Source organism: Pseudoalteromonas sp. SANK 73390, from assembly GCF_054966645.1.
In genome coordinates, this window is record NZ_ARPN01000200.1 from 105432 (window position 1) to 111952 (window position 6521).

6 protein-coding genes are annotated in these 6521 nt (G+C 39.4%); 1 reads left to right on the plus strand and 5 read right to left on the minus strand.

Annotation, left to right across the window (positions count from 1 at the left end; translation table 11 throughout):
- From SANK73390_RS22135 to SANK73390_RS22155, 5 genes are all read right to left on the minus strand, one after another.
- Positions 1 to 666 carry a TIGR01621 family pseudouridine synthase gene (locus SANK73390_RS22135; RefSeq protein ID WP_462768446.1) on the minus strand — a complete coding sequence of 222 codons (666 nt, stop codon included), beginning with the start codon at positions 664 to 666 and terminating at the stop codon, positions 1 to 3.
- Between the two features lie 46 nt (positions 667 to 712).
- Positions 713 to 910 carry a Trm112 family protein gene (locus SANK73390_RS22140; protein WP_261593481.1) on the minus strand — a complete coding sequence of 66 codons (198 nt, stop codon included), beginning with the start codon at positions 908 to 910 and terminating at the stop codon, positions 713 to 715.
- Positions 900 to 1874, minus strand: coding sequence for a tetraacyldisaccharide 4'-kinase (gene lpxK, locus SANK73390_RS22145; protein ID WP_462768447.1), 975 nt, complete (start codon positions 1872 to 1874; stop codon positions 900 to 902). The genes SANK73390_RS22140 and lpxK overlap by 11 nt, the downstream gene beginning before the upstream one ends.
- Before the next feature lies 1 nt (position 1875).
- Positions 1876 to 3612 (minus strand): lipid A export permease/ATP-binding protein MsbA, encoded by a 1737-nt coding sequence (gene msbA / locus SANK73390_RS22150; RefSeq protein ID WP_261626582.1) that lies wholly within the window; start codon positions 3610 to 3612, stop codon positions 1876 to 1878.
- Positions 3613 to 3747: 135 nt separating this feature from the next.
- Positions 3748 to 5931: a DNA internalization-related competence protein ComEC/Rec2 gene (locus SANK73390_RS22155; protein WP_462768448.1), complete on the minus strand. Its 2184-nt coding sequence runs from the start codon at positions 5929 to 5931 to the stop codon at positions 3748 to 3750.
- A 63-nt stretch (positions 5932 to 5994) separates the two neighbouring features.
- Between SANK73390_RS22155 and SANK73390_RS22160 the strand changes: the two genes are divergently transcribed.
- Positions 5995 to 6501 (plus strand): DUF2062 domain-containing protein, encoded by a 507-nt coding sequence (locus SANK73390_RS22160; protein WP_261593477.1) that lies wholly within the window; start codon positions 5995 to 5997, stop codon positions 6499 to 6501.
- The last annotated feature ends 20 nt before the right edge of the window (positions 6502 to 6521 follow it).

Genomic DNA, 6521 nt, shown 5'->3' on the forward strand with positions numbered 1-6521 from the left:
CTACCACTCTAACTGCCACGGGTTTTGCCATGTAGCAAACGCCTCGTGATTTAATAATATTGAAAACTGCCCCATAGGTTGAGGCTTTGAAAAATAACATTTTACTTTATTTTGCCAAGAAAAACGCAAAGCATAAGCGTGTAAATAGACTCTATCACTAGATGCTCCACCATAAAGATCATCGCCTAGAATAGGTGAAGATAAACTCCTCAAGGCGACACGAAGTTGGTGTGTTTTACCTGTATATGGTTTTAAAATGCATGCTCTGATCCCAGGCTCTAAGCTTATGCTGTAAAATCGAGTTATAGCCGGGTTATCGGAGGATTTTAACAGTTTGTAAGCCCCCCGACGCGACTTTGCCATGTCACCTTTTATCCACCCTTGCTTTTTCTTCGGTTTATCCGTAACTAAAGCAATATACGCTTTATCAACTTGTCGATTAGCGAATAACTGACTTAATGCATTAGCAGCCTTACTAGACTTTGCTAAAATAATTATCCCTGATGTTACTTTGTCTAATCGGTGTACTGCATAAAGCTTAATACCTAATTGCTTTTCAAGTTGCACAACAAAGCCAATATCACTTTCGCTATGAAAACTCACACCAACTTGTTTGTAGGCAACAACAAAGTCTGGCTCATCTGCGATTAATACAATATCAGCCATTTAAAATAACGTATTTTCTGTTATTAGAATAACTAGCATCGTGCTGTTAACCATGCCACTTTTCAATTTCATCAGCGCTAAGCTCTCGCGCTTCATCTTCAAGCAGCACCGGAATATCTTCACGAATAGGGTATGCGAGCTTTGCCGCGGTACTAATTAATTCACTATTTTCTTTATCGTATTGCAACTTTCCCTTACATACAGGACATGCCAAAATTTCTAATAGTTTTCTATCAAACGCCATGATAAATCTCTTTTTGTTTTAAAATCTGCTTTAATTGTGATTGCAACGCATCACTAGGCTGCGCATCAACCTTCAAATAGTACCAGTTGTCTTTAGCAAACGCCTGACATTTAACTGCGTCTTTTTCTGTCATAAAAATAGGGGTATTGCCAAATAATGCAAAGTCACTTGCACTATATGCATGGTGATCTCGAAAATGATGTGTACTCTCTAAAGTAATACCTTGCTCTGTTAAACTTTTTTCAAAACGCTCAGGGTTGCCAATGGCACTAATCGCAATGCCATTATGCGGGTAAACTGTAGCTTCAGAGCCATTTATTACCCGATAAATACCTGTATGGGCAAGTTGATAGCTTATTTGGGCATTACCACCATTTTCAATCACCAAATCAACAGAGTTTAACCTACTTGGCAACTCTCTAAGTGGGCCTGCCGGTAACAAACAACCATTGCCGAATCGACGCCTTGCATCCACAACACATAGTTCTATTTCACGGTGCATTTTATAATGCTGTAGCCCATCATCTGAGATAATGATATCTACCTCATAGCGCTTTTTGATATGCGTACAACTCGCTTGCCTATCTGCACCAATTACAATCGGGCAATTCAGCCTTGATGCCAGTAAAAATGGCTCATCCCCCGCCTCTTTGACAGAACTTGCTTTGGTGACTTCATACGGGTAATTAAGCGCTTCAGAGCCATATCCTCTACTAATTACCGCTACTTTTAAGCCTAGTAGCTGTAAATAAGGCACAAGCCATAATACAAATGGCGTTTTACCATTACCACCAATACCAATATTGCCTACAATAATTATGGGTACATGCGCATGGAATCTTTTTCTCAGCCCTGCAGAAAAGCTCCATCGACGAAGCGTACTAACCAACCAAAAAACGGCGCTCAATGGTAACAATACGAACGTTAACAAGCTTTTTGCTTGGTACCAGCTTTTTTCAATCATATTATGCCCCATGTTGCATTTGGCACAATGCAGCGTAGGTTCCGCCAGACTCAAGGAGTGATTGATGTGTGCCTTGCTCAATAACTTGCCCTTGTTCAAGAACATATATCCTATCTGATTTTTCTATTGTTGATAGCCTATGCGCTATGACAATAGAGGTCTTATCTGCCATCAAGCTATCTAGTGCGCCTTGAATAAGCCTTTCAGATTCAGTATCAAGTGCTGAAGTGGCCTCATCTAAAATCAAAATAGGTGCATTTTTAACAAGCGCCCTTGCTATGGCAATACGCTGTCTTTGTCCGCCAGAGAGCATTACACCATTTTCACCTACCATGGTCTCAAGACCTTCAGGTAAATCCTTAACGAACTCCCACACATGTGCCTGTTTAGCAACTTCTTCTAACTGTTCGGGTAACAAGGGTTCATCCAACCCGTACATGATGTTATTGGCAATGGTGTCGTTAAACAGCACCACTTGTTGTGATACAACAGAAAATTGCCGACGCAAATCTTTTAACTTGTACTGTTGTATAGCATGTCCATCGAGTAAAATCTCGCCCATTTCTATATCATAAAACCTCGGTAATAAATTAGATACAGTCGATTTACCGGAGCCAGAACGTCCTACAAGCGCAATACTTTGTCCAGGTTTGATATGTAAAGATAGATCTCGAATAACAGGCTCTTGTTTGTTTGGATAACAAAACGTTACGTTGTTTATTTCAAGCTCGCCCCGACAAGATGTGATAGCTAAAGTACCGGTATCCGCTTCAGTTGGAGTGTCTAAAATTTCAAAAATACTTTGCGCAGCGGCGATACCACGCTGTAATTCTCCATTCACATTAGCAAGCTGCTTAAGTGGTCTAAGCATCATCATCATCGACGATAAAAGCGCAACAAAAGTACCGGAGGTGATCGTATCTATCATCGATGGCATGGCAATTATCGCCAAAATTAGGGCCATTGCACTGGCTGCTAAAATTTGAATAACAGATACACTCAATGCACGTGTTGCGTCCATTTTCACTCTTTGTTGGCGATTGTGATTATTAACCTTTGCAAAGCGTCCTATTTCTTTGTTGTGACCTTCAAAACCATGGATCACTTTATGCCCTGACAACATTTGCTCAGAACCTCTTGTTACCTCACCCATTGCATCTTGAATATTCTTGGAAATTGTTCTGAAACGTTTTGAAACAACATTAACAATGACAGCCACAAGGGGAACAATCACTAAAAATATAGATGACAGTTGCCAACTAGCATCAAACATCACTACCAATAGGAAAACAACAAATGCACCTTCTCGGATCATGACTTGTAACGCTCTTGTAATAGCTTGCTGCACTTGCTCAGTATCAAAGGTGATCTTTGAGATCATGTCGCCATTTGAGTGCTGATCATGAAAAGATACGGATAGAAATAGCATATGCTCAAACAATTGTTGTCTAAGCCTTTGTACCACTTGAGAGCCTAAATAACTTAAGCAGTATGATGCCATATAGTTAAATACACCACGGCCAAGTACCAGTACTATCACCACCACTGGAGCCCACGTCAAAACTTCACTGTTTCGTTGCGTTAGTCCTTCATCAATAAATGGTTGCATGAGTTTAATAAATAATGCATCCATTGCCGCATAGCCCAACATGCCCACGACTGAAAAGATCGCAACCATTTTAAAGTCAAATGTATACTTTAATAGCCGCTTGTAGACTTGTTTGGCACTGTGCTGCATAAAAACTCTCTGCTTTTGAAAACCCCTCTTATTGTACTTGTGCAGTGACCAAAAACAAAATGCAATGTTGCCAAAGCTCTCATCTTGAAGCAAAAAGTAATTAAATACCTAATCTATGGAGTATTCTTTGTACACTTATAAGAACCAATAATGGTAGTTTTCTCTAGCAGACTCTACTAACAGCCCCTGTTGAGTTATCTTTATACGAATATGTCCGTCAATTGCAGTATCAAGTTGCCTAACACCAGCATTTGTATAGCGTGCAACTACCTCAGAGTGTGGCAAACGCCAAATTGAATAGTAGCTACGAGAATAAATAGCAAGCTTAGGTTTAACTGCTGCAATGAACTCTTCACTCGACGACGTTCTACTGCCATGATGCGGCACAAGTAAAATATCACTCTGTAAACTTTTTCTTGACTGTTTAACCAACCACTGCTCAGCTAAATACTCAATATCACCCGCAAACAAAACCGAAAAACGCCCATCAGTGATCTTAACAACACATGAATTATTGTTTTTGCTAGACATCATTTGCGTTGGCCAAATTGATTCCACACTCAACGCACCCGCAAAGTTTAAGCGCGTTATATTACACAGAGAATCTGGCATTTCATTGTGAAACGCTCTCAAAGGTGCCTTGCCTACAAAATTGATTAACTCATCTATGCCTCCAACATGATCATTATCTTGATGACTCAAAACTACATGAGATAAGGTAATTTTATTGCGCTCAATATAAGGCTTAATAACACGTTCAAAAATAGAAAATCGATCAAAATACTTTGCACCCAGATCATAGAGCACAGCCTGTTTTTGTGACGTTATCAATACAGCAGTGCCATGACCTACATCAAATACGTCCAATTGCCAATGTACTCTAGGCTGCATAAGTGCATACCCTGCACTTATTAATAGAGGCAAACACGCAATCATACGCCAGATTTTAACATGCATGACTAATAGTAATGCCAAATAGCACGCGATTAAATAAGAAAACTCAAAGGGTTGTGTTGGCAACCAACCTATAGTCAGCAGATTATTGCTAAATAATTGCAATAACCAACTGAAAAAACCATCTAACAACAGAAACCAACTATCGCTAATACCCAACCCTAATAGAGGCAATAGAATCAATAAAGCCGGTAGCAATGTAAATGTTAAAAGTGGTATGAACACGATGTTTGTCAATAAAGACGAAACACTTACGCCATAAAAGAAAAAACTGCTCAAGGGCGCTAAGACAACGCCTAATATCAGTTGTAGAATAAAAAGTTGCGTTATAAAGCGTTCTAAGCCTAGTTGATGAATAAAAATCCGTACAAACGTAAAAATACAATACACCGCAATGAACGAAAAATATAACCCAGGATTGAGTAAAGAAAAGGGGTCAAATAACAGCACACCACACAAAGCAAATAACAAAGTTCTATAGTTTATAACGCGTTTTTCACAAATATATGCAATCACTAAAACGATAAGCATTAATAATGCTCTGAGCGCCGACACGCTCAAACCACTTAGCAATACATACACTGCACTACCAAATAAACCAATCGCGGCATAGTATCGATTTACATCATATAGTTGATTAAACTTACAGCCGCACAAAGCACAGCAAAATAATAGCCATTGCGCCATGTAAAAACATAACCCATAAATAATACCTACATGTAACCCAGATATTGCCAGCATATGGCTCAGACCTAAGCGTTGCATTAGCTGGGTATTTTCGTAATTCGTTTTTGACCTGTCTCCACTTAGCAAGGTGTAGTAAAGCCAAGATAATTCATATTTTTCCAAATGCGGCCACAACCAAGTCCGATAGGAAGAAATCCAAGTTATAGATTGAGAAGGAGACACCTCAAAAGCGACTAGCTTGCCTTTAAAATGAAGGTTTTTCGTAAACGCATATAGTTCACTATCAAAGCTGTCGAAATTTTTTCGACTTCTATATGATTTCAACTTAGCTGTTGCTGTAAAGCAAGCACCAACGTTAAGCGACTTGTTGTCGAGTTTAACTGCAATATTTGCGAATATAGATTTATACCAAGGTATTACCTTACTATCTAGTTGTGTAAGCTTAATGCGTAAATACCCTTTAGAAAGTACTCTTTCGACTTCACCTTTGATGAGTACTGTTTGTAATTTATCACTCCCTAAGGGAATTTGTTGGTAAAACAACCTATAATGTACCGAAACTGAAAAAATAGCGAAAATAAAACCTAACAATAAAAGCCAAAACGGCTTAAAATAACACGCGATGATCAATAGGAAGAGTAAGCTGCAGTAAAATTGCCACTGACCAAAATAAAACATGGTGACTATGCAGCCTAAACAAAACCCACACCCTAAGAGAATTGAAGTATATGGTTGCACAAAATGGCTAAGAAGACGATCCAACGATTTTTACCCGATCACAATAAGATCAAACAGCAAAAGTCACTCAAGATTTTTGGTCGTTTACTACATGATGCCAATTTATGGCATTTAAACCGCCGTTCCGCTCGTGGGGCATTTTCTGTCGGGTTATTCTTCGCATTCATCCCTGTTCCTTTTCAAATGGTGCTAGCTGCTGCTTTCGCGATTCCATTTCGCGTTAATTTACCACTGTCCGTTGCATTAGTTTGGTTAACAAACCCACTAACTATGCCGCCTATTTTCTACTGCTCCTATATCGTTGGCGTATTTGCATTAGGACAAGAAACCCAGCCTTTTCATTTTGAAGCTAGCTGGGAATGGCTTACACAAAGTATCACAACTATAGGCCCGGCTTTCATAGTCGGCTCACTCATCTGTGCCAGTGTTGCTGCAATAATCGGTTACTTTGGGATTGACTACTTATGGCGACGTTCAGTTAACAAGGCCTGGTCCTCCCGCGGTCAGTAATAAACTATAGACAATAAAAA